The organism is Paenibacillus sp. FSL H7-0350 (genome assembly GCF_038593195.1).
GTDB lineage: Bacteria > Bacillota > Bacilli > Paenibacillales > Paenibacillaceae > Paenibacillus_AQ.
In genome coordinates, this window is the sequence record NZ_CP151972.1 from 5,509,530 (window position 1) to 5,531,759 (window position 22,230).

At 54.3% G+C, this 22,230-nt stretch carries 20 protein-coding genes; 10 read left to right on the forward strand and 10 right to left on the reverse strand.

Annotated features, from left to right (window positions below; genetic code table 11):
* Positions 1-31: 31 nt before the first annotated feature.
* Positions 32-1,336 (forward strand): extracellular solute-binding protein, encoded by a 1,305-nt coding sequence (locus NYE24_RS25060; protein WP_036701336.1) that lies wholly within the window; start codon positions 32-34, stop codon positions 1,334-1,336.
* Between the two features lie 229 nt (positions 1,337-1,565).
* On the opposite strand, the gene NYE24_RS25065 is transcribed toward NYE24_RS25060, so the two are convergent.
* The gene (locus NYE24_RS25065; RefSeq protein WP_179090433.1) at positions 1,566-1,730 is read right to left on the reverse strand and encodes a hypothetical protein; all 165 of its coding nucleotides are present in this window, start codon (positions 1,728-1,730) and stop codon (positions 1,566-1,568) included.
* A 124-nt stretch (positions 1,731-1,854) separates the two neighbouring features.
* Here NYE24_RS25065 and NYE24_RS25070 point away from each other — a divergent pair, with 124 nt between their 5' ends.
* The gene (locus tag NYE24_RS25070; protein ID WP_342479294.1) at positions 1,855-2,775 is read left to right on the forward strand and encodes a LysR family transcriptional regulator; all 921 of its coding nucleotides are present in this window, start codon (positions 1,855-1,857) and stop codon (positions 2,773-2,775) included.
* 145 nt (positions 2,776-2,920) lie between these two features.
* Here the strand turns inward: NYE24_RS25070 and NYE24_RS25075 are convergent, their stop codons facing one another.
* Positions 2,921-3,757 carry an AraC family transcriptional regulator gene (locus tag NYE24_RS25075; protein ID WP_051494062.1) on the reverse strand — a complete coding sequence of 279 codons (837 nt, stop codon included), beginning with the start codon at positions 3,755-3,757 and terminating at the stop codon, positions 2,921-2,923.
* Positions 3,758-3,876: 119 nt separating this feature from the next.
* On the opposite strand from NYE24_RS25075, the gene NYE24_RS25080 reads away from it, so the two are divergent.
* Complete coding sequence (locus tag NYE24_RS25080; RefSeq protein ID WP_036701332.1) at positions 3,877-5,916, forward strand: beta-galactosidase; 2,040 nt, start codon at positions 3,877-3,879, stop codon at positions 5,914-5,916.
* Positions 5,917-6,005: 89 nt separating this feature from the next.
* Here NYE24_RS25080 and NYE24_RS25085 read toward each other — a convergent pair whose 3' ends face one another.
* From NYE24_RS25085 to NYE24_RS25095, 3 genes are read right to left on the reverse strand one after another with little or no spacing between them, the layout of a single operon-like run.
* Complete coding sequence (locus NYE24_RS25085; protein ID WP_342476950.1) at positions 6,006-7,199, reverse strand: Ger(x)C family spore germination protein; 1,194 nt, start codon at positions 7,197-7,199, stop codon at positions 6,006-6,008.
* On the reverse strand, positions 7,192-8,295 hold the full coding sequence (locus NYE24_RS25090; protein ID WP_342476951.1) for a GerAB/ArcD/ProY family transporter: 1,104 nt from the start codon (positions 8,293-8,295) through the stop codon (positions 7,192-7,194). The genes NYE24_RS25085 and NYE24_RS25090 overlap by 8 nt, the downstream gene beginning before the upstream one ends.
* A 35-nt stretch (positions 8,296-8,330) precedes the next feature.
* Positions 8,331-9,980 carry a spore germination protein gene (locus tag NYE24_RS25095; protein WP_342479295.1) on the reverse strand — a complete coding sequence of 550 codons (1,650 nt, stop codon included), beginning with the start codon at positions 9,978-9,980 and terminating at the stop codon, positions 8,331-8,333.
* A 239-nt stretch (positions 9,981-10,219) separates the two neighbouring features.
* On the opposite strand from NYE24_RS25095, the gene NYE24_RS25100 reads away from it, so the two are divergent.
* Both NYE24_RS25100 and NYE24_RS25105 read left to right on the forward strand, forming a co-directional pair.
* On the forward strand, positions 10,220-10,777 hold the full coding sequence (locus NYE24_RS25100) for a DUF1273 domain-containing protein (RefSeq protein ID WP_342476952.1): 558 nt from the start codon (positions 10,220-10,222) through the stop codon (positions 10,775-10,777).
* A gap of 13 nt (positions 10,778-10,790) precedes the next feature.
* Positions 10,791-11,114, forward strand: coding sequence for a YciI family protein (locus NYE24_RS25105; RefSeq protein ID WP_083677915.1), 324 nt, complete (start codon positions 10,791-10,793; stop codon positions 11,112-11,114).
* Between the two features lie 42 nt (positions 11,115-11,156).
* Here the strand turns inward: NYE24_RS25105 and NYE24_RS25110 are convergent, their stop codons facing one another.
* A complete protein-coding gene (locus tag NYE24_RS25110; RefSeq protein WP_036701325.1) occupies positions 11,157-12,614 on the reverse strand; it encodes an amidase family protein in 1,458 nt (485 codons plus the stop codon).
* A gap of 211 nt (positions 12,615-12,825) precedes the next feature.
* On the opposite strand from NYE24_RS25110, the gene NYE24_RS25115 reads away from it, so the two are divergent.
* A complete protein-coding gene (locus tag NYE24_RS25115; protein ID WP_051494060.1) occupies positions 12,826-13,752 on the forward strand; it encodes a DUF6612 family protein in 927 nt (308 codons plus the stop codon).
* Between the two features lie 255 nt (positions 13,753-14,007).
* Here NYE24_RS25115 and NYE24_RS25120 read toward each other — a convergent pair whose 3' ends face one another.
* The 4 genes from NYE24_RS25120 to NYE24_RS25135 form a co-directional block, all read right to left on the reverse strand.
* Entirely contained in the window at positions 14,008-14,745 is a 738-nt protein-coding gene (locus tag NYE24_RS25120; protein ID WP_342476953.1) for a hypothetical protein, read from the reverse strand.
* 156 nt (positions 14,746-14,901) lie between these two features.
* Positions 14,902-15,417 carry a hypothetical protein gene (locus NYE24_RS25125; RefSeq protein WP_036701320.1) on the reverse strand — a complete coding sequence of 172 codons (516 nt, stop codon included), beginning with the start codon at positions 15,415-15,417 and terminating at the stop codon, positions 14,902-14,904.
* Positions 15,418-15,523: 106 nt separating this feature from the next.
* Complete coding sequence (locus tag NYE24_RS25130) at positions 15,524-16,954, reverse strand: HAMP domain-containing sensor histidine kinase (RefSeq protein WP_036701318.1); 1,431 nt, start codon at positions 16,952-16,954, stop codon at positions 15,524-15,526.
* On the reverse strand, positions 16,942-17,622 hold the full coding sequence (locus NYE24_RS25135) for a response regulator transcription factor (RefSeq protein WP_036701316.1): 681 nt from the start codon (positions 17,620-17,622) through the stop codon (positions 16,942-16,944). Before NYE24_RS25135 ends, NYE24_RS25130 begins: the two co-directional genes overlap by 13 nt.
* A gap of 144 nt (positions 17,623-17,766) precedes the next feature.
* Here NYE24_RS25135 and NYE24_RS25140 point away from each other — a divergent pair, with 144 nt between their 5' ends.
* The 4 genes from NYE24_RS25140 (at position 17,767) to NYE24_RS25155 (ending at position 21,839) form a co-directional block, all read left to right on the forward strand.
* On the forward strand, positions 17,767-18,480 hold the full coding sequence (locus tag NYE24_RS25140; RefSeq protein ID WP_342476954.1) for a YceI family protein: 714 nt from the start codon (positions 17,767-17,769) through the stop codon (positions 18,478-18,480).
* Positions 18,481-18,878: 398 nt separating this feature from the next.
* Positions 18,879-19,679 (forward strand): hypothetical protein, encoded by an 801-nt coding sequence (locus NYE24_RS25145; RefSeq protein WP_342476955.1) that lies wholly within the window; start codon positions 18,879-18,881, stop codon positions 19,677-19,679.
* A gap of 201 nt (positions 19,680-19,880) precedes the next feature.
* Entirely contained in the window at positions 19,881-20,879 is a 999-nt protein-coding gene (locus NYE24_RS25150) for a Gfo/Idh/MocA family oxidoreductase (RefSeq protein WP_342476956.1), read from the forward strand.
* A 36-nt stretch (positions 20,880-20,915) separates the two neighbouring features.
* Positions 20,916-21,839, forward strand: a complete 924-nt coding sequence (locus NYE24_RS25155; RefSeq protein WP_036701308.1) for an ADP-ribosylglycohydrolase family protein — start codon at positions 20,916-20,918, stop codon at positions 21,837-21,839.
* Positions 21,840-22,230 lie beyond the last annotated feature (391 nt).

Genomic DNA, 22,230 nt, shown 5'->3' on the forward strand with positions numbered 1-22,230 from the left:
GCAGTTAAATTATTCAAGGGGGAAATATCTAATGAAGAAGAAACATTCTGCACTGATGATGTCATCCGTAATGCTTATGTCAGTAGTGCTCGCGGCTTGTGGCGGCAATGCCGATAAGTCTGCCTCCAATAATGCTTCTAATGGAAGCGCTGGCAATAGCGGCGCTGTGAAGACCGTTAAGATTTTCCAGTTCAAAACTGAGATTGTGGAAGGCCTGAATGAGCTGAAGGTAGAATTCGAGAAGGAGCATCCTAACATCAAGCTGGATATCCAGACCGTGGGCGGCGGAGCAGACTATGGTGCAGCGCTCAAGACCAAATTCGCTTCCGGCGATGCTCCTGATATTTTCAGTAACGGCGGGTATGCCGAAATGGCACTGTGGGCTGACAAACTGGAAGACCTGTCGGACCAGCCTTGGGTGAAGGATCTGATTCCACTGGCGGCAGAGCCTATGACCAAGGACGGCAAAACCTACGGGATGCCAATGAACCTTGAAGGAATCGGTTATGTATACAACAAGGACCTGTTCGCCAAAGCCGGGATTACAGAGACGCCAAAAACCATTTCCCAGCTTGAAGAAGCAGCAAAAAAGCTACAGGCGATTGGCGTAACTCCGTTTGGCAACGCTTATCAGGAGTGGTGGCTGCTGGGGATTCAGGGGATTAGCGTAGCTTTTGCTCAGCAGGATAATGTAGATGAATTCATCAAGGGCCTGAACGACGGAACTGCATCCATTGTAGGGAATGAGAAGTTCAAGGATTGGAGCAACTTGCTGAACCTGACGGTAAAATACGGCCAGAAGAATCCGCTGACCACCGATGCCAATACTCACCTGGCACTGTTCGCCAAGGGAGAAACGGCTATGATGCAGGAAGGCAACTGGGCACAGACGCTGGTGGACAACATTACGCCGGACATGAACATCGGGATGTTCCCGATGCCCATCAACGATGATGCGGCGATGAACGATAAGCTGTCGGTGGGCGTTCCGGCGAACCTGGTAGTGAATAAGGAATCCGGCTCCAAGGAAGAAGCGAAGACGTTCCTGAACTGGCTGGTCACTTCGGATATGGGGAAAGAGTATATCGTGAAGAAATGGAAGTTCATTCCTGCACTGTCCACCATTCCGGCAACCCCTGAGGATATCGGTCTGCTGGGTGCGGATGTCTGGAATTATGTAAAAGAAGGCAAGGTATACGGGCTGCAGGCTTCCAAATTCCCTGATGGCGTTACACAGGAATTCGCCAGCTCTATTCAAGAATTGATTGCCGGCAAAGTAGATGAAGCCGGCTGGGAGAAGGGCATGCAGGCTGCCTGGGATAAGCTGAAGAAATAAGACGAAGCGCTTAAGTAAGCGAAGCTGTGAAGGACGCTCCAGTCTCTCTCCGAAAAGGAGAGGAGGCGGGGCGTCCTTCGTGTAAATATAAGAATTTATATGTTGCACACAATAACTTATCCTTCTATTTCTCGCTGAAACGGTACCGTCCTATTAAAGGACTGCAATGCCGTTTCCACTTGATAAGGCAGCGGCGGGTGGATCATCAGGCGGAAGGATAGCGTCTTTTTCAAAAGGTTCTGGAGAGTAAGGGGGTAACCTGGGGAGTCTGGGACTGTGCTTGCCGCAGCCTGTCCAGCAGGTCATAGACGGTAGTGATTTGCTTCGTATCTATAGTTAATGCGGTATCTTCCGGGCTGCCGGGGATTTTGAAATTCCACTGTTTATTTCCCATGAGTATCACTCCTTCTTTGGTATTTTTATCATAATCGGTGGAGCGGATCATGTATAATGAAGGGAAATGATGGTGGCCATCACTGCGGCTGATGGGTGATCCGGGGGAGCGATGCAGCGTGGATATGGGTCTTCTCAAAGTGTTTCAGGCGGTTGCTGAAGAAGGAAGTATCTCAAAGGCTGCACAAAGCCTGAACTATGTGCAGTCGAATGTGACTGCAAGAATTCAACAATTGGAGCAGGAGCTGAAGACTCCGCTGTTCTACCGGCATAGCCGGGGAATCACCTTGACCTCGGCAGGACGGACGTTCATGGAGTATACGGCCAAGATTCTTAATCTGCTGGATGAAGCCAAGCTGGCGGTACTGGATTCGCCGGTTCCGACAGGCTCAATTAGCGTTGGCTCGGATACGACGGCGGCAGTATGGCTGCCTGCTATCCTGTCCACGTACCGCGGGTGCTACCCGGATGTGGAAGTTCATCTTAAGGTCGGACGGGCGGGGGAGCTTATCGAGTCGGTTCTGCAGCATAACGTGCAGGGGGCCTTGATGGACGGACCGGTGGAGCACCCGGAGCTTGTTCAGGAGCTGCTCATTCAGGAGCGGATTGGGCTGGTGATACCCGATACGATGGATTATCAGGGTATCCTCTCTGTTCATGACAAGACTCTGCTGATGCTAAATTCAGAATGTCTGTACCGGAACAGGCTGGAGAGCTGGCTGGCGGAAGAGGGCGGACGGCTGGGTAAGGTGATGGAGTTCGGGACGATGGAAGGATTGCTCGGCTGCGTAAAGGCGGGAATCGGCTATGCGGTGCTGCCGTTATCCTATTTCACCCGGATGAATGTCACTGAGGGTATCCGGATCTATCCGTTCCCCGAGCAGTATGCAGAGGTGCCGACGGTATTCATCCGGCGGCGTGACCTCTATATGACGAGTGCGTTCCGGGAGTTCATAGAAGAGCTGAAGGCAGGGTTGCCGGAAGCAGTGAGCGGTACAGACAGGCTGCAAGGCAGCGGCGGTACTGTGGAGGAACAAGCGCAGTGAAGTCATCAGCGTAGTATAAGATCAAATATTTATGCCGCAAAAGACGGATACCCCACTTAGGTGGATGGTATCCGTCTCTGTGTTTGTAAAGGAAATGTCGAGTGCAATATGTATACGGAAAAGCGAACACAATCTTACGTGCTACTCAGTGCAGCTTCCTGAACTGCTCCGGCGTAACCGCCGACTGCTTGCGGAAGGTGGCTACGAAATGGCTGACATCGCGGAAGCCGACCAGCTGCGAGATGGCCTTGACGGTAAGCTCGGGCTGGGCGACTAGCAGCTCCTTGCTCTTGCGGATGCGCAGCCGGACGAAATAAGCATAGGGGGAGAGCCCGAAGGTCTGCAGGAACAGGCTGTTCAGATATCTGCCGGACACCTCAAGCCGGGAAGCGAGATCACTGAGACCTACCTCGGGATCGCCATAATGGCTGTCCATCCATTTCAGCAGCGGCTGAAGCTTGTCTACATTGCGGGAGATCGCCGTGTTGTTATGCAGCTGCCCGTATTTGTTCAGAGTCAGCAGGAACCGGTAGGCATCGCTGGATTCCCCGAGACTGAACATGTCATTCGAAGCATCGTGGCGGTCCAGCATCTCCTTCAGCATCCAGCGCAGCGGCGCTCCGCTCTCCCAGCGGTAGAACAGGCTGGTGTTCATCCCGAGCGAATCCAGAATATGCCGTGCTGAGGTCCCTCCGAAGGTGAGATAATAGGTGCGCCAAGTCTCTGAGGAGAGCGCTTCATAGCGGTGCGGTGTACCCGGCATCAGTAGAATGCCGCTGCCCTCGGTGAGGGTGAGCTTCTTATTGTCGAAGTGGATCATCCCGCTACCATGCGCTGTCTGCAGCCAGTGATAGGTGTGATAGCCTTGCGGCCGGGAGACTTGTTCCTGATCAGGGTTATAGCCCATACTGTCGAGGGTGATGGGGAGCAGCTGGCCGCTCTCCTGGGCGAATACGATTCTGCGGACGGCATCCAGTGACATTCCGGTTCATCTCCTGTTGTTCCATATTATTATATTACTATTCATTAATATTATATTTATAGCGATAGCGGTAGCGATTAAAATAAGAATATACTTATACTATAAAGGATGTGCGTAGCGTGATCAACGAGAAGTTACCTAAGATCTGGTACGGTGGAGATTATAACCCGGAGCAATGGGAGGCCCCGGTCTGGGCGGAGGACGAGCGGATGTTCAAGCTCGCGGGCATAGATGTGGCAACCATCAATGTGTTCTCCTGGGCGCTGATTCAGCCGTCTGAGGATACGTACGATTTCGCGGGTCTGGATGAATTAATCGACCGCTTATATAAGAACGGCACATATGTATGTCTGGCTACGGGTACAGGGGCGCATCCGGCCTGGATGGCTCACCGCTATCCTGAAGTGACACGGGTAGATGTCCAGGGCCGCAAGCGCAAATTCGGCGGGCGTCACAACTCCAATCCGAACAGTGCAATCTACCGCAAATATGCGGCGCTGCTGGCCGGCAAGCTGGCGGAGCGCTATAAGGATCATCCGGGCCTGGTGGCCTGGCATATCTCTAATGAATACGGCGGCTATGATTACTCCGAGCAGTCCGAGGCTGCTTTTCGCGTCTGGCTGAAGGACCGTTACGGAACGCTGGATGCGCTCAACAGAGCCTGGAACACACGGTTCTGGGGCCATACCTTCTATGACTGGGAGGAAATCGTTGTTCCGAATGAACTCAGTGAAGAGTGGGGGGGCAACCGGACCAACTTCCAGGGGATTTCTCTGGACTACCGCAGATTCATGTCGGATAGCCTGCTGGAATGCTACATCCTCGAATATGAGGCGATTAAGCAGTACAGCACGGATGTTCCAATTACGACTAACCTGATGGGCTTCTACCCGGAGCTGGACTATTTCAAGTGGGCCAAGTACCTGGATGTAATCTCTTGGGATAACTATCCGTCCTTGGACACCCCGGTCAGCTATACAGCGATGACGCATGATCTTATGCGCGGCCTGAAGAACGGCCAGCCGTTCATGCTGATGGAGCAGACGCCAAGTCAGCAGAACTGGCAGCCTTACAATTCCCTGAAGCGCCCCGGCGTGATGCGTCTCTGGAGCTATCAGGCGGTAGCGCGCGGTGCCGACACCGTGCTGTTCTTCCAGCTGCGGCGGTCCATCGGCGCGTGTGAGAAGTACCACGGAGCGGTCATTGAGCATGTAGGACATGAGCATACCCGCGTATTCCGCGAATGCGCCGAGCTGGGCCGGGAACTGGAAAGCTTGGGCGGCGAGCTGCTGGATGCACGCAGTGCGGCGCAGATCGGGATTGTCTACGACTGGGAGAACCGCTGGGCGCTTGATCTCTCCAGCGGCCCGTCCGTTGCACTGAATTATGTGGATGAGGTCCATAAGTATTATGATGCGCTCTATCAGCAGAACATCGAAGCGGATATGATCGGGGTAGAAGAGGATCTGTCGAGATACAAGATTGTCATTGCACCGGTGCTGTATATGGTGAAGCCGGGCTTCGCCGAGAAAGTCGAAGCCTTCGTCCAGGCAGGCGGGACCTTCATTACGACGTATTTCAGCGGGATTGTTAATGAGAACGATCTGGTTACGGTTGGCGGGTATCCGGGAGAGCTGCGCAAGGTGCTGGGAATCTGGGCCGAGGAGATCGATGCCCTTCTGCCGGGCATGAGCAATGAAATTGTAATGAATAAGGACTGGGGAGCCTTGAACCGTTCTTACACCTGCGGTCTGCTCTGCGACCTGATTCATCCCGAAGGCGCAGAGGTGCTCGCTCAGTATGGCGCGGATTTCTATAAAGGCATGCCTGCCCTGACGGTGAATAGCTTCGGTGAAGGCAAGGCCTATTATGTGGCCACAAGTCCCGATGCGGCCTTCCTTAACGGCTTCCTCGCTAACCTGTGCGCGGATAACGGCATTGTGCCGCTGGTCAGCGCACCTGAAGGCATTGAGTCCGTCCAGCGTGTGAAGGACGGCGTATCCTATCTGTTCCTGCTGAACCATTCAGCAGAGGAGCTTCGGGCGGATATTGGCGAAGGCAAGCGGACCGATCTGCTTACCGGGAAGAAGTCCAGCGGCTCCACCCCGGTTCCTGGGCACGGAGTGCTGATTCTCTCAGACAAATCAGACAAACAGTAAGGCACGACAAAGCTGTCCCGAAGGCCGTTTATTAGAAACGGTGGCCGGGACAGCTTCTTTTTTATACAGACTCACTTAACGGGATTATTCTATTGAGTGAAGGAGCCGAAGTCCGTAATCTTCAAATCAACGGTGACATGAATAGGGGTCCGGCTGAACTCCTCGTCCCAGTGATCCTCCAGCTTCCTCCATAAGGCGGGCTCCTGAATGCTGAGCCGGTTGGAGAACCCGGCGGCATCTGCTTTGTAATCGGACTGCAGCTTGTGAAGCAGGCTCTGCATCATCTGCTCCAGCCGCTTCTTGAACAGCTTCTCTGCTTTTTGGGGAAAATGAGCGGAAGCAGGGTATTCGTCTATGTTCCAGGTTTCAATCAGCCTTCCTTCTGTTTTGATATTGACGTCGAAGGACAGAGAGCCGCCGTCAACTTTGGCCGTGATTTTACTTTTCATAGCCTTGAGTTCATAGGTGATCGGCTCGTTGCTTGAATCATAGGTTTTGATAACACCAGCCTGGGCGGAATTGGTCAGCCAGGCCAGGCATTCCGTATCCTCCTGAGTCAATGCCCCCGCCCAGTGCCCGGTTTCGCCTTTGATAATGCCGGCCCCGGAGAATTCGACCTCGCCGTTTGCCGTCACCAGATTTTGCAGTGCATAACTGCGTTTGGAGGTCATGAGGGAATCCAATTTAGATAAAATGACAGGGTCGAGTACCTTGCTGGTCCGCTTCTGGTTGCGGATCATATCCCGGATATGAAACGAAGGAATGACATCCTTCTGGTTGGAGACGAGTGTCTCCTCGGCCCGGCCCTGGCTTAAGAACACCATGGTGCTGGGGCGGATGTCATTATCACGCAGCACGAAATCCATTAGCTGGTTCATCTTATACTGCTTGAGCAGCTCTGTGGACACAACAATAACCTTGAGGTGGTGCCCGATAATGGGCCGATCACGCAGGATGGAATACTGGCGGAAGATCTCCAGTACAGAGTCTCCGGTTCCAGTGACATTCATGTAGGGGGCGCTGCCGTTGTTATGGGTACCCGGATTCTCTGAGCCGCCAACAGAATTGGCCGGAACCATCTGGACAGTGGCGGTAACCATATTACGCTTGGAGTAAGTCGCACCTTGATCCTCCAGCTTCTGCTCGGTGGGTGAGAGCTCCGCAGTATCCAGGGCCAGTCCGGCGTAGAGCGCAAGATCCTCGATCTCCTTGCTGCTCCAGCAGGAGGTCTGTGTGGCGAGAATCAGCAGACTGCACAGCAGCAGAAGGATTCGTCTACACATGCTGCTTCAGCCCCTTCACGCGGATGAGCCAGACGACCGAGAGCACTGAAGGCACTAGCGTGAACAGAACCACGCCAATCTTACCGATGGCATCCCCGAGGGCGAACAGGTCACTTAAGGACTTCGGCAGCATCGCCGAAATGAAGAGCAGCGGAACCATAGCATAAATAACCGGATGGATCTTAAGCTTGAAGATCTGTGAGAGACCCAGCGAGGACTGGAAAAAGAAGCTGCTGAAGTTGCAGAACATTTGCATCAGCCAGATCACCATGAACGGAAACTCCATCCGCTCGAAGAAAAAACCGGGCACCTCAAAGCTGCGCATCAAATCGATGGTAGGCCAGGTACTGGTGGATGCAGAATCAATCGAAATGCCGCCGATCACTATTATGAAGGTCAGGAAATAGAGTACCAGCAGTATACCGAGGCCGCCAAGAATGGCTTTGACCGCCAGTTTCGGGTCCTGCATGAACGCTACCAGCGTCATGGTCACTTCGCAGCCGGTGAATACAAGCACGGTGGATTTGAGCCCTGCGAATACGGGAAGCCATCCGTTGCCGAGTACAGGACGCAGATGATCGATATCGAACATCCGCAGGCTAAGCACGAAGGAGATGAGCAGAATCATAATGCTGATCGGGAACACAATGGTGAAGACGCGGGCAATGGAATTAATGCCTCCGTATACCAGATAGGCACTTAGCCAGAGAAATGGAAGAATAACTGCCCAGATGGGGGTACCCTCCAGAAGGAAAAACAGGGTGACCTCGGCCAGTGTGCGGATCTCAAACCCGGCAATGATGATGAAATAACAGATCAGCAGCATGGACAGGACTCCGCCGAAGAAGCGGCCGGTGAGCAGTCTCGAATATTGAAAGACCGTTTTCCCCGGGAATTGCTGGCTGATCTTGACCATGAGGAGCACCGCCAGCATCACAATGACACCGCCGAGCAGAATGGAAATCCAGCCGTCTGGGGTTCCGACACTCTTGCTGACACTGCGCGGCAGCGTGAGGATTCCCGCACCCAGCAGTGTATTGTTCAGGAAAATGGCCGTTTGTGTGGCCGTGATTTTATCATCGGTGCGTATGAACATCAACGTTCCTCCTTACGCGCAGGCGTTTATTATGGTTATGGTTTTCGTTGGCGTTGTTTGGTCTTCATCATTTTCGGTCTGCGCTTCATCAGTGCCATCGGAGCGCGCAGGAACAGATCCTTCCAGTCACTGAGCCGGAACGGGGAGAGCGGTGTCAGATAAGGCACTCCGAAGCTCTTGAGCTTGCTCAGATGGCAGCAGATCAACAGGAAGAACAGAATGGTCCCGTACATTCCCAGCACCGAGGCGAACAGCATGCCGGCGAAGCGCAGCATCCGCAGGGTGATTCCAGCGCTGTACATCGGAATGGAGAAGGAGGAGATGGCGGTTACAGCCACCGTAATGACCAGAAACGGGCTGACGATCCCCGCCTGGACCGCTGCATCGCCGATGATCAGACCGCCGACGATGCCCATTGCCGGACCAATCGGCTTCGGCAGCCGGATGCCCGCTTCCCTAAGGATCTCAATGGCGACCTCCAGAATCAGCACCTCTATCAGAGAGGGAAAGGGCACACCCTGCCGGGTCTTGATGATCGTGATCGCCAGCTCCGTAGGAATCAGCCCCGGATGGAAGGAGATGAACGAGATGTACAGGGCCGGAGCCATCAGGGCAAAGAAGGAGGCGCCAAAACGCAGCAGCCGCAGAAGTGTTCCCGGCAGCCAGCGATCATAATAGTCTTCCGGCGACTGCAGCAGCATGCTGAAGGTTACCGGTGCGATTAGTACAAAGGGGGTGCCATCCAGCATAATGGCAACCCGTCCTTCCAGCAGGGCACTGATCACTCTGTCCGGCCGTTCTGTATTCTGCAGCTGCTGGAACGGACTGAGATAATTATCCTCAATCAGCTGCTCGATGTAGCCGGATTCGGCCAGGAAATCCATATCGATTTTGGAGATCCGGTTCTTGACCTCCTCCAGCAGGTCGGGATTGACGATATCCTTCATGTAGGCCACAACGATCTCCCTTTCAATAGCGGTCCCTGCCCGGAAGGATACCATCTCAAGCTGATCGCTAAGGCCCTGGCGGCGCAAAATAGAGGTATTCTCGCTGAGCACTTCCGTGAAGCCCAGTCTAGGGCCGCGGAGCAGCGCTTCGGAGACCGGCTCGTCCGCTTGGCGGCTGGGAGCATCGGGCATCTCGATCAGGAGGCCGCAGCGCAGTCCTTCGATCAGGAGGGCGGCATGACCGAAGAGGACATACTTATTGAAGTCCCTGATATGCTCTTCCTCTCTAAGCTCGCTGAAGGGAAGACGATGCCCGGCCATTTCAACAGAAGGCTGTGGACCGGCAGGCATCTCATACATCAGGTATTGCATGACTTCCATACTGAGCAGCCGGTCACTCTGCATCCCGTCGACATGGATGACGACTCCTTGTGCACCTGTATTTGCATTTGTGAATGCTCTGAAATGGACATCGCTGTTGTTGCCGATGCCGGATTTAACCGCCTGCAGGTCGGTCTGGAGATCACCGGTAAAACGTGCAGAGGATTCCTCGGGAGCCAGCGGTGGCGGCGGCTGCGGAAGGGTTCTTGCGCCGTACCCGATCTGGCCGCGTCCGCTGCCTACCAGCTTGTAGAGCGATTTATAGAGATAGGCCAGGAGCAGCGGAACAAGTATAGCCACACCCGCCTGGGCGAAGATTGCCCAGCCGGGTATATAGGAAAGAATCATACCGAACAGTGTAATCATCCCCAGCTCTCGAATTTTGGGTATAATGGAGTACGAGTTTTCATCTTCATGCAGTTTTCCAAACTTCATCTAAATTTACTCATAATTACCGAAAATAATTCGGCACGGTGGGTCCGGCTTATATACTCCCCGGGTCCGGCAGCCCTGCCACGCGAAATAAGATATAATGCATAGAGTACCGGTTGTTCCATACATATCGGAATGAAGCAGTCATGAGAGGGGCGGGGCACATGAAGACTTTACTGGTCACAGGCTACCGGGCCCATGAGCTCGGCATTTATGACAGCAAGCATCAGGGCATTCCTTATATCAAAAAAGCACTCGCGAACCGGATCATTCCGCTGGTGGAGGAGGGACTGGAATGGGTCATCACTCCCGGGCAATATGGCGTCGATCTGTGGGCTTGCGAGGTGGTGCTGGAGCTGAAGCAGCAATACCCCGGGCTGAAGCTGGGCATTATTACAGCCCATACGTCACCGGAGGAGAAGTGGAAGGAAGAGAAGCAGAATGAATACCGCCGCATTGTAGCCGGTGCCGACTACTATGGAGCCGTTAGCAATGCACCCTATGACGGAAGCTGGCAGTTCAAGGCCAGAGATGATCTCCTGCTGCGCAAAAGCGACGGGATTCTGTTGTTCTACGACGAGGATGCAGCGGAGAGCAGTGCGAAGTTTACGAAAGAGCGGGTCGTGAAGCTGCATGCCGAAGGCGATTATGAGCTGCATCTGATGCATGCAGAGGAGATTCAGAGCATTGCCGATGAAGAGAACCGGCAGGATTATGATTGAAGGAGAGATAATCATGAATCAGGAGACGGCTTACCCCGAGGATATCTGTTATGTCATTCTGCTGAGTCCTACGGAGCAGGACCGCAGGGATATGGAGATTATCAAGGCGCATGTCAAGCATCTGCAGGAACTGGAGCGAAGCGGGCAACTGGTATTATGCGGACCGTTCAGTGACAGTCCTGGAGGGATGGTGATTATCCGCGCAGCTTCCCGCGAGGCAGCGGCAGCTATCGCAGAGCGGGACCCGTATGTCACTTCGGGTATCCGCAGCTACGAGCTGCGCACCTGGGGCCTGTCCCATGAAGGCAACAGGCATATGGGCATAGCCGCAGATTAGGCATTGTATTAGGAATAATAGAGAACATAGAGTGAAGCGGAATCAGATGAAGCTACGGAGTGAAGGCGGCTTGCGCACCTTATAGTTCTGCTCATAAGCGTAGGCCAGTCTGATAAGCACCGGTTCTTCATAGGCCCGGGCGGAGAAGGTTACGCCGAAGGGGGCTCCGGCTGAGGTATAACCTGACGGCACAACGATGGACGGATATCCCGCTCTTGAGGTAATCCGTGCGCCGAAGTCAGCGGGGAACAGCAGGGCATCAAGCTGATGCTCGCGCATGGTAGCGTCGATCCCCAGCTCCTTGCAGAGCCTGAGATCTGTCATGCGGTCACGAAGATATTGCGGCTCAGTGAAGGTGCCGGAGGTCGTATGTTCGGCATCTAGCAGGGTAGCTTGCCCGAACTTCAGCGTCTGGACCGGATGGGCATGATTGAAATCAATAATATCCTTCAGGGTGCGCATCGGTGCACCCGCACCCAGGCGGGCCAGGTAGGCGTTCAGCGAGGTTTTGAATTCATTCAGCACCACGGATGAATAGCTGATCTCCCGTGCTGTTGTAATCTCGGCCGGATCAATGATTGTCGCTCCAAGCTCCCGCATTCTCTCTACAGAGGCATTGAACAGCGCAAGCTGCTCCTCCGTCAGCTCCTCGAAGTAATAATCACGAGGAATTCCGATTCTTGCTCCCCGCAGACCGTCTGCATCCAGGAAAACCGTATAATCCTCATGAACCTTACCTCTGTTCGTACCCATAGCTGCATCGCCGGCATCCTGACCGAGCAGGGCATTCAGCAGAAGGACGGCATCCCGGACCGTTCGTGCCATAGGCCCGGCGGTATCCTGCGTGCTGGAGAGCGGCAGAATACCGGAGCGGCTGATCAGCCCCACCGTGGGCTTAATACCGATAATAGAGCCAAGATTGCCGGGATTGAGGATCGAGCCCGAGGTTTCCGTTCCGACGGATACTGTGCAGAAGTTACAGGCTACCGCTACCGCAGAACCGGCGCTGGAGCCTCCTGTCGGCGTGGAGATGTTGTAGGGGTTAAGCACCTGCCCGCCCCGGGAGCTGTAGCCGGAGGGCATGCCGTTCGTCATGAAGTTAGCGAATTCCGTCATATTGGCTTTGCCCATAATAATAGCTCCCGCCTCGCGCAGCATGCTGACGATGAAGGCATCCTCTCCGGCAAAAGAATCCGCCAACGCGAGCGAGCCCGCGCTGGTATGCATATTATCCCCGGTATTAATGTTATCCTTCAATAGCACGGGGATGCCGTGCAGCGGTCCGCGCGGCCCCTGATGCAGACGCTCAGCATCCAGGGATTCAGCGATGAACAGCGCATCCGGATTAATCTCCAGCACGGAATTGACGGTCAGGCCGCTTTTGTCATGATCGGCAATGCGCTCCAGATACATCAGGACTAATTGTCTGGACGTGATCTCTCCGGAATCCAGAGCAGTCCCAATCTCCGCTATGGTAGCCTCTACGATTTCAAAACTCATGCGGTCCACGCTTCTTTCCCTTTTGGATTTAGTAGTATTCTCCATCATATAAGCATAGTTTTGCCTGTCTTCATAGTGTTCTTTTGCGGGCGGAACGACCATGACTTTGGATGTAACTTTTAAACGGCTGATTAAAAGGGGTGTCCCTGTGGTTAAATACATCACAAGATTTAACAATACTACTTGCTGATATGATTGGGAGGAGTCGAACTTGAAGAAATGGACTACGATATTTATGGGTGTTATGCTGACTGCTGCCTTGGCTGGCTGCGGCAATAATGAGGAACTCAAACCCTCGGAGGGGGCTGCAACAGCTGCGCCTGCAGGGAACGCGGCTCCGGAAGCTTCTGCATCGGCTGCGCCTGCTGAACAGACTTCGGACGGAGTTCCAAGTGTAGAGGATTTGATTAAGAAGACGGTTGCTGCGTCTGATCAGCTGAAGAGCTTCGAGATGGAATCGCAAGTGAAGCAGAAGATCAATGTGAAGACGGCACAAGGGGACAATGCGCAAGATACCGATATGACCACGAAATCCAAATTCATTAAGGAGCCGCTGACGATGCATCAGGAGATACTGATGAAGACGGCCCAGGGCGACCAGAAGATTGAGCAGTATGTGACAAAGGACGGCTTCTATTCGCAGACGAACGGTGCGTGGATGAAGCTGCCTGCTACAATGGGTCAACAGGTCATTACCGCTATGCAGCAGTCTACTAACCCGGAGAAGCAGTTGGAGCAATTCAAGGCAATTTCCGAAAAGACAAAGATCACTGAGGATGGCGATAACTATATGCTGGCCGCAGAGGTATCCGGTGATGATGTCAAGGAGCTGGCGAAGACTTACATGAACCAGACCGGCGGCTCTGATCAGCAGATGGCTGCCATGATGGAGCAGATGAATATCAAAACCATGAATATTGCGTATGCGGTGGATAAAAAGACCTACTTCCCAACCCGTACTGAAGTAACCATGGTCATGGATATGATCAATGGGGACCAGACAATATCCATTGATATGGATATGAAGGCGACCATCAGCGATCACAACAAGGTTGATGAGATCAAAATTCCGCAGGAAGCGCTGGACGCGAAGGAAGTTGAAATGCCTTCTGCACCGTCAGCCCCGACAACTCCGTAACAGGCGTAACGGGCTGAATAGCAATGTAGCACATGGAAACGGCGCTGCTGTCCTTGTTAAGGACGGCAGCGCCGTTTTTTTGCAAATATAAGAATTTATAGGTTTCACACGATAAATTGTCCTTCTATTTCTCGCTGAAACGGTACCGTCCTTTAAAAGGACGGCAAAGCCGTTTCCACTTGGTAAGTTGTTTTGGGGCCCCTGTAAAGTACCTGGGTGAACATCTTAGCTAAAGCCCCACTTTGCGGGGTGATTTTATAAATTAAACGAGTTGCTGAGCATACCAAAGGCTGCGCCGGCAATGACGGAGGTGATCAGCTTGTAGAAAATATATCCGGTCACAATGTTGGCGATGGCAATCGGGTATAAGGTATCAATTCCCCGGCTGCCGGCGGTGTTCAGCGGATATTGAAACAAAGCCGTATTCATGCTGATGAAGACGAACAGGAAGGACAACGCCACCAGTGTGGTCGAGAAGGAGTACAGGCTGACAACGAGCGTGAGAATCGCCAGCACCAGCAGCGCCACGGCCGGAACGAGCAGTGTTCCCATCCGGGTAATCAGCAATTTAAAATCAAAGCTGACCTTCTCCAGCCGGAGAACGGCATAAGTGGCTCCGCAAGCAACGGCAAGGCCTGCCGCCGTCAATAGCAGCGGCTTCAGGAAGCCGGGGCCGAAGATGGCCGAGACATCCCATTTGATGAACAGGGTGAGGAAATATAAGGCCGTCAGCAAGGCCATAAGCCCCATAGTGATCAGGCTGTTCATGAAATGGGCCACAGGAATTTCCCTCATTGTACTGTACGGACGGGTAAGGGCTCTCAGGTAAAAGCTCCAATACTGCTTGCCTACCGCCTGTGCCTGCTGTACACGTTCATCCTTGAGCAGGTTGTTGAGCTGCTCAGTTACCTTGCGCTGGGGCTGCGGTTGCCCAGGTTGGTTGTTGGGTCCCTCAGGATTCGTGAAGGGTGTTCCACCTTCCGGATTGTTCATGGTGATTCCTCCTTGTGAAATATATGGAAAATGCCATTGGCTATAGTATAAGGGGACTCACCGGGAAATTCTATAAATTTGCCGGAATATGCAGGAATTCATCCGAAAAAGCCCGTAAATCGTCGATAAACGTCGATTTACGGGCCGGGGCCATTCCTATTCCTGTGGTTCGTCCGCCACCCGGGCAAAGCCCTCTTCAGCGAGATATTCCTCCGCTTCAGCCGTCGTCTCGAAGGCCATCTCAAGCTGCAGTCCGGCATAGAGATACCACAGATCCTCTTCGAATCTCAGGCTCAGCGTATGGCCATCCTCATTCGTCCACAGCGACTGCGCTTCAGCTCCGCCAGTCTGCGCTTTTTTCTTTCTTTTGGAAGGGGCCGGGGCCTCGGGAATGTACATCAAGAGAGAGGTGATGGACGCATCCAGCAGCTCGCGCAGCGCAGCCTCCGAATAATCGCGGATATTGACCAGTCCCTTATCATCCGTCTCATAGCCCCGCAGCAGCCCGGCATAGACGAAGCCGTTCCCGTTCGGGTGAATATGCGAAGCCACGGTCTTCTTATCGTGCCGGCTCTGCTCCAGGTGATAATTCACCCGTCCCAGCGAGACCTTCCGCGCCTCCAGCTGGGGATAGGAATCAAGAATAGCTATTTTCTGTTCAAAAGTAAGCATATACGCCTCCGGTTTCCACTTGAAATATAAGAATTTATATGTTTTACGCTATAAATTATTGATTATACCACGCAGTGTGGCGCGGGACTACACGCGCTTCCCGGGCTCATGACTCTGCCAGCGGGAGCCGCAGCACAAAGGAGCAGCCTTGCGGCGGGTGGCTGCCCAGCTCCAGACTGCCGCCCATGGCCTCGGCCAGCAGTCTGCTGAACGTCAGGCCCAGCCCGAGTCCGCGAAGCAGGCTCTGCTTGCCCGAGCTGCGGTAGAAGGCTTCGAAGATCCGTTCCCGGCTATCCGGATGGATGCCCGGCCCGTTATCCGTAACGGTGATTTCGGCCTGCCCCTGCGGCGTAGGAGTAAGTTCAAGCTTCAATTGAAGCTTGCGGTCCGGCGTCTTCGCCTGCAGGCTGTTCCCCAGCAGATTCACAATAATCTGCTGGATGCGCAGCGGGTCCCCTCGCAGCACAAGCGGGGTCTCCGGCAGCAGCAGGATGGGCTTATTGACTTCCTCGCTCTGGGTCAGCATCCATTGATAGAGGATTTCCTCCAGCAGCGGTGCTGCTTCAAGGTTATCGTGACGGACGGCAACCATGCCTGCCGTCAACGCATTGTAGTCCAGCAGGTCAGCGACCATATGCTGCAGCCGCCCGGTCTCAAGCAGAGCGATATCAAGGAATTCCCCGGCCTCCTCGCCTTCGACAACCCCCTCGCGTACTGCATGGAGCAGTCCTTTGATTGAGGTGACCGGCGTCTTCAGCTCATGGGACACGCCGGCGAGCATGATGGCCCGCGACTGCTCGAACTGCTGCAGCTTGCCCGCCATCTCCTGGAAGGAGACGAGGAGTTCGTGAATCTCGCGCTCTCTGGCCCCGGTCTCAAGCACGATATTATACTGGCCGCTGCTAATCTGCGCGGCGGCGGCGGCCACCCGTTGAACCGGCTTGGCCAGCTTGATCGATAAGAGATAGATCGTCAGCCAGCTTAAAATAATCAGGAAGACGATGATAATCGAAAAGAAGGTAATCTCCTCCGTCGGGATATGGCGCAGGGAGCGCTTGGACTGCATAACCAGCACTTGCCCCAGCGTGCCCTGGCCCCCCTGGATCTGCGCGGCAGCGGCCTTGTATTCCGAGGTCCGCGAATCGGTCAGGCTATCATTGAGCTTGTACCGCATCTCCTCGTCCGTCATCGGGGGCTGGGAGTACAGCAGCTCTCCTTCTGGTCCGGTGATGATTACACACATCTCCTCAGTTACCTTGAAGAAGCGTTTGCGGTCCTCCACCAGCTTATTCAGGTTCGGGGTAATCGCTAATTGGCCGTCTGTATCTACGCTGCGGTCAGCGATCTCCTGCGCCAGCAGGCCGGTCGTCTGCATCCGGTTGCTCATTGCCTCCTGCTGCATCCACCAGAAGGTGAACAGTGCCGTCACCAGCAGCCCAATGCTGATGATCAGCAGATACCGCAGAGTCCAGTAAGTGAGAATGGAGGTGGTCTTCTTCTTGTTGCGTTTCTTCTTACTCTTATTTATGTTGTCCATAATTGATATCCTGTTCCTCTCAGTGTGCGGATCTCGCCCTCACGTTCCGGCCAGTGCGACAGTGCCTGACGGAGCCGCTTGATGGAGAGATCAACAGCCCGGTCACTTCCATCGTAGTCCATCTCCCATACATGCTCCAGCAGCTGGTCGCGGGTGCAGATCTGATTCGGGCGTTCGGCCAGGAACAGCAGAACCGACATGTCGCGCGGGCTGAGGCTGACCTCCGCCCCGTTCAGAAAGATGCTGCGCGCCGAGAAATCGATGAACAGACTGCCGAAATGGCGCTTGCGGCTGCCGTCCGACCACTGCGAGGGACGGCGCAGCACCGCCTTCACCCGTGCGACCACTTCTTCGGGAATGAAGGGCTTGGACATATAGTCGTCAGCTCCGCCGTCCAGTCCCGCGAGCCGGTCATTGATGCCGTCGCGGGCGGTGAGCATGATGACCGGGCAGCTGCTCCGCTCACGGATGAGCTGCAGCAGCTCGAAGCCGTCCATCTCCGGCAGCATGATATCGAGCAGGACCAGTGAGGGCGGCGCCTCCTCGAAGGTGTCCAGGGCACTCCGGCCGTCTGCGGCCCGGGTGACGTGGAAGCCTGCTTTTCGCAGATAGGCACTAAGCACCCGCGCGATGGCTTCTTCATCCTCTACGATTAGTATCGATTGCATGAGCTTCAGTCCCTTAACTAAAATTACGACAATTCTAACATATTCCCGGCCTGTCCGCTTTGACTTATTCCCGACATATTGCTTTGGTAGAATGGGAGCCAAGCCAATAGAGCAGAGATAAGAATATGGAATGGAGGAGATCGTATGAAGAAGAGAACCGTCGCTATAACCGCAGCCATTGTAATTATTGCAGGAGCCATCACCGCCTTCATCTTAGTGAATAACAGCCTTGGCAATAAGGTGGAGATTGAATCGGTGATTCCTGAGCAGGCCCAGGGTAGCGGAGCCCAGAAGGAAGGAACGGCCAATGCGGCTGCTGCCGCTGCTGCTGTAACACCGGAGCAGTTGAACGGAGCCTGGAATATTACAGAGCCGTCCAAGGTCTACTGGTCTGTGACCACATCCAAAGAAACCGTGAACTTCGTAGACCCCTCCGTTAAGGGAACCTGGAAGGTGAATCTGGAGGATGCCTCCGCGATGACCGGCGAAGGGTCGGTAGACATGAACGCACTTGATTCAGGAACAGCCCCACGGGACGAGCACGTCAAGGGAGCGGACTTCCTGTCCGTGGCAGAGTTCCCGGAAGCCACCTTCACGGTGAAGTCCTTCTCGGAGCTGCCGAAGGAATGGACAGAGGGTACCGCGGTGCCGGTACAACTGAAGGGGATGCTGACTGTGAAGGGCATTGAGAAGGAAGTCACGTTCGACTCGCAGGCCGCATACAGCGGCGGAGAGCTTAAGCTGTCGGGTACGACTACAGTAACCTTCGAGGATTTCGGCCTTAGCAATCCGCATTCTATCGTGCTGAGTACCGAGAACAACCTTGATGTGCGCCTGGAGCTTGTGCTTAAGAAATAATATAGGGTTTGGAGATTACTCTTCCCGTTGCCGTGGATTTGCGGCTGGCGGGGAGGGTTTTCGATGTAACTTGGGCAGGCGCGAAGGCGGTGGGGGCGGATGTATGCGTAAAACCGAACACATTAGGCTGGCGCGGGGTGTACGGCCGGAATGTAATCAAAAAAGCGAACACAATCGTTGCTGCTGCGGTGAGATATGGACATTGTGCTATCCATACAAGCGGTCGGTGGGAGAAGACCCTCAGAACTGGTGAGAGGTAGGCTGAGCACCGCCATAAAAGCATCCTTCACCCCTTAGGGGTAATTTCTTGTAACGGTGCAAATCCCCGCCTTCAGGTTAAGTATAAGAGATACATAATCATTGAACAGGACCATCAGGTAAGGAAGGGAGCAAGATACATGGATCGTAAGGCCAAAACCATACTGCAAAAATCGTTCTGGAGTGCCAGCGGCTGGAAGGGCACGTACGGGCCTTTTTCCGGTGAAGATTTCGACTATGCCAAGAGCAAGGGGGTCATGTTCGATCCCCTGACGATCACCCATGATGAGCTGGTGGAGAAACTGCGGGTGCTGCACAGCGGAAGCGTGACCCGGGACAAGGTGGCGGCGGGTTTCCTGCACAGTCTATCTACCCGGAAGGTTCATCTGCGGAGCGCCTTGTCCAGTTGGGCCTTGACCTCGGAGCTGTCTGCGCATGCCTACGCCCAGCCTCCTGCTAAGCAGTCAAGGTATAGCAGCTGTGCGGCCTGTGATGCCGGGCATCTGATGTCTGATCAGCAGTACAACGCTGTAGATCTGAATGTGCTCAATTTCGAGCGGGTCAAATGGGGTGGCATCCGCCTCAATAAGCTGTTGTATTGCTGGTTGGATCTGGAGCTGTTTAGCCGGGAAGAGGAGGTGGAGGCAACTCCGCAGGATCTTCGTATTTTGCAGGACATGGCCGAGGCCGTGAAGCTATGCGGCAGTAAGGACGGGGCACGGAAGCTGGAGAAGCACTGGAAGAATATTTTCCCTTCTAATCAGTATGAGCGGGATGTGGTGATGGAGATCTGGGGATATGCCGGTATTCTGGTTCCGCAGGAGGAGCCGCGTCAGGGCCGGGGCGGAGGCAATGACTTCAACGCTGTAGCCAACTGGCGTGGGGAGGACGGTTATTCGGAGGAACGCCTGAATTCGTTGTTCAAATATAAGAATGTATAGGCTTCACGCTATCCATTATCCTTCTATTTCTCGCTGAAACGGTACCGTCCTTTAAAAGGACGGCAAAGCCGTTTCCACTTGGGGCTGTAATACACACTTGTCTAGAGCTGGAGGGTCCTGCCGGAAGGCGGACATGTACACACCAGGGAGATTTTGATAGAATCAGAGGGACCTGAGCTTCATTAAGAGGAGGAGATTACTATGGCAGCAGATAACGCTTACACGATAAAATGGGGCATTCTCAGCACAGGCTGGATTGCCCATCAATTCGCAACAGATCTGGCCCATGCCAGCAACGGCGTGGCTTATGCAGTCGGCTCGCGCTCGCAGGAAAGCGCGGATAAATTCGCAGCCGATCACGGCATTCCTGTGGCATACGCCACCTACGAAGAGCTGGTGAATGATCCTGATGTAGACGCCATTTATATCGGCACACCGCATCCGTTCCACCGGGAGAACGCGCTGCTGGCGCTGCGTGCAGGTAAGGCTGTGCTGTGCGAGAAGCCTTTTACCGTGAATAGTGCTGAACTGGAGGAAGTAGTGGCCTACGCCCGGGAGCACAAGCTGTTCCTGATGGAGGCGATGTGGAGCCGTTATATCCCGGCGCAGGTGAAGGTGCGGGAGTGGCTCGCAGCCGGGAGAATTGGTGAAGTGCGGCTGGTGAAGGCGGACCTTGGCTTCCGCGCCGACTGGAACCCGGAAGGACGTCTGTTGAATCCGGCCCTTGGCGGCGGAGCGCTGCTGGATGTCGGAATCTATCCAGTCTCCTTCGCCTCGATGGTCCTTGGACCGCATCCTGAGAAGGTCAGCAGCACCGTTCATATCGGAGAGACTGGCGTGGACGAGCACTTCTCGCTGCTGCTGTCCTACGGCGATGGCGTGTCTGCTTCTCTGAACGGGGGCGTGCGCCTGAACATGCATGAGGAAGCTTATGTCTACGGAACGGAAGGGCATATCGTGGTCAAAGGCACACTGGTCAATCCCAAGTCTGCTGAGCTGTACATGAACGGCGAATTAGCAGAGATGTTCGAAGATGAACGCGCTTCGGTTGGCTATGCCTTCGAGGCGGAAGAAGTGGGCCGCTGCCTTCAAGCGGGACTTACTGAGAGTCCGGTAATGACCCTCGATGAATCCTTAGCCATAATGAAGCTGCTGGATACTGTCCGGGCACAATGGGGGCTGAAATACCCCGGCGAATAACCGCCGGTACGAGGCTTCTGGAAAGGGGGAGACCAAGTGACATTGACTAATGATCGTTATCAGGGTTGCCTGCAGGGGCTGGCCGCCGGAGATGCGCTGGGAACAACTGTAGAGTTCCAAGCCCCAGGCACCTTCAAGCCAATGACAGATATTGTCGGCGGCGGGGTATTTGCTCTGCAGCCGGGTCAGTGGACGGATGATACCTCCATGGCTCTCTGCCTTGCGGAGAGTCTGCTTGCCCTGCAGGGCTTCGATCCGGCAGATCAGATGCAGCGTTATGTGAAATGGTACCGCGAAGGCGCACTCAGCAGCACCAGCCGGTGCTTCGATATCGGTAACGCAACGCGCGAAGCGCTGCACCGGTATGAAGCAAGCGGGGAGGCTTACAGCGGTTCAGAGGACCCGTTCTCTGCCGGTAACGGCTCAATTATGCGTCTGGCTCCGGTGGTGATGTACTATGCGGAGCACCCCGCGGAGGTGATCCGCTATGCAGCGATGAGTTCAAGAACCACACACGGGGCCGCCGAGTGTCTTGCTGCCTGCCGCCTGCTAGCGGCATATATTCTCGCCGGGCTGCACGGCTGGAGTAAGCAGGAGATGCTGGCGCCGGAGGCCTTCCGTGAATGGCTGGATGAAGATACGCTGACGCCGCATATGCTGAACATCAAGCAAGGCTCCTACAAGCTGAAGGAGCCGCCACAGATTCAGGGATCGGGTTATGTCGTGGAGTCGCTGGAGGCGGCGCTATGGGCATTCCATAAGTCGGACAGCTTCGCAGAGGGCGCACTGTTCGCCGTGAACCTTGGCAATGACGCGGACACCACCGGGGCCATCTACGGCCAGATCGCCGGAGCCTACTACGGCCTCAGTGGCATCCCGGCCGAATGGAGCCGCAAGCTGGCGATGCGTGAGCTGATCAGCGACTACGCGGGCCGGTTGTTCACGGAGCGGGTGCAGTAACAGTAAGCGGGAATAAGCGGCATGAGATAGGCTGGGCGCATTTGTTGAGCGCTCAGCCTATTTTTCGTGCAGAGCATGAGGTTACGTTCGAAGCAATTATGGAAGATAAGTGTATTCTGCGCAACTAAAAAACGTGAAATGGCAGGCCGTCCTCTGCTAACTGTAGTCTGTACAACTAAATTTACCCGAATGGTTGAGAACCGAGGAATAGAGGTATTTCAGGTATTTCATACAGTAGAATGTTGCGTAATGGGCGAAAAATAGCCTTTATTCAACATTCAAATGTACCGAATACAATAGAATCTATTTCGATGCCCTTTTTACAGCATTCTATTGTACAAAGTACAGTTACTACTGTTCGAGCTCCGACAGCATCCGATAACTGCTCCAG